The sequence below is a fragment of the Streptomyces phytophilus genome, from assembly GCF_013870535.1.
GTDB classification, from domain to species: domain Bacteria; phylum Actinomycetota; class Actinomycetes; order Streptomycetales; family Streptomycetaceae; genus Streptomyces; species Streptomyces phytophilus.
On sequence record NZ_JACBXC010001190.1, the window covers coordinates 1 to 1,849 of the forward strand.

The following is a 1,849-nucleotide window of genomic DNA, read 5'->3' on the forward strand; positions in this document are numbered from 1 at the left end:
GAAATACCGTGAACACGGGATGAGCACGCGGGCCCCCGCCGGGGTACGGTCGGTGCACCGGCTGTCCCCGGCCCCGGGGTCGACGGCATCCCCGCGCCCGCGCTCAGCGGTCGCTCGTCGTGATCCGCCACGGGCCCCACCATCCGGTCGCGCCCTGCCCGCGCTCCCGCTCCGCGCGGGAGTAGCGGGCGAGGTCGCGGGCCGAGAACAGGGCCATCCCCGCGTGGAAGCCGGCCACCGGCACCGGCACCCGCGCCCAGTAGGCCAGCCGCCCGTCGACGTACCACTCCACCTCGGACGCCCCGGCCCGGTAGCCGATCGCGTAGCGGTGCGGGCGGCCGGGTCCGGTGGGCACGTCCATGACGACGCGGTGGATGTAGTGGTCCTCCGGCCGGCTCACGCCCGGGATCACCAGCCGCTCGACGACGGCGTAGACGGTGTCGTTGGTGGCGGCGGCGTTGATGACGACACCGGTCCGCAGATCGAAGAGGTTGACGGTGCCGAAGGCGTCGAGCAGGTCGTACGGCACCTGCCCGTAGGTCCGCACTCCCATCTCCACCTCGAACGTCAGCCGCCCCGACTCGGGCACGTCGAACCGCCGCACCGATCGGTACATCTGCTTGGCGTTGTTGCGCCGCGGGTCGGTGTCGTGGAAGCGGCTGAACGGGTTGACGGTCAGCGTCAGCCGCCCGTCCCCGGTGGCGACCCGGGCGTTGTCGTCCCGGTACTCGTGCCGTACGCCCCCGGCCCCCGTCATCTCCATGACCCGCCAGCGGGCCGGGTCGAGGGCGCCGCGGGTGAAGTCGTCGTAGAGCCACGTACTTGCCACGGATGCGGAAGTCATGTGCCCCACCATCGACTCGCCCGCGCGGCCCGGAACATCCCGGATTCACGCGGTCCGCCCGCCCGCCGACGCCAATTCCGGCCGGCGGGGCGGAGGTCAGCCGGTCTCCGGGAAGTGGCAGGCGGCCTCCCGCGGGCCGCCGCCGATGGTCAGCAGCACCGGGCGTTCCGTCCGGCACACGTCCTGCGCCTTCGGGCAGCGCGGGTGGAACGTGCAGCCGCCGGGCGGCGCGGCGGGGCTCGGCAGGTCGCCCTTCAGGACGATGCGCTCACGGGTGCGCTCGACCGCGGGGTCCGGTACGGGGACCGCGGAGAGCAGGGCCCGGGTGTACGGGTGGGCGGGGCGGGCGTAGACCTCGTCGCGGGGGCCCAGCTCCACGATCCGGCCCAGGTACATCACCGCGACGCGGTCGCAGACCCGCTTGACCACGGACAGGTCGTGGGCGATGAAGAGGTAGGCCAGGCCGAGTTCGCGGCGCAGCCGCTCCATCAGGTTGACGATCTGCGCCTGGATGGAGACGTCGAGCGCGGAGACCGGCTCGTCGGCGACGATCAGCCGCGGCCGGGTCGCCAGCGCCCGCGCGATGGCGACGCGCTGCGCCTGGCCGCCGGAGAACTGGTGCGGATAGCGCCGCAGGTGCTCGGTGCCGAGCCCGACCTGCTCCAGCAGTTCCGCGGCCCGCGCACGCGCCTCGCGCGGGTCGGCGCCCTGGACGGTCATCGGGTCGGTGAGGGTGCGGATCACGCGGTGGCGGGGGTTGAGCGAGGAGACCGGGTCCTGGAAGACCATCTGCATGTGGCGGCGCACCGGCCGCAGCGCGCGCTGCCCGAGGCGGGTGATGTCCGTCCCGTCGAACGTCACGGATCCGCCGGTCGGCTCCAGCAGCCGCACGAGCATCCGCCCGGTGGTGGACTTGCCGCAGCCCGACTCCCCCACCAGGCCCAGGGTCTCGCCCGCCCGTAGGTCGAAGCTGACGTCGTCCACCGCCCGCACGGCGGGGGCGGC

The 1,849-nt window shown here is 74.0% G+C and carries 2 protein-coding genes; both read right to left on the bottom strand.

All coding sequences use genetic code 11. The features are described from left to right. Positions 1–103 precede the first annotated feature (103 nt). On the bottom strand, positions 104–844 hold the full coding sequence (locus H5J30_RS30620; protein WP_181790716.1) for a DUF6081 family protein: 741 nt from the start codon (positions 842–844) through the stop codon (positions 104–106). A 96-nt stretch (positions 845–940) separates the two neighbouring features. Continuing rightward, positions 941–1,849 (bottom strand): ABC transporter ATP-binding protein (locus tag H5J30_RS30625; RefSeq protein WP_258563612.1); only part of this gene is annotated, 909 nt, incomplete at its 5' end.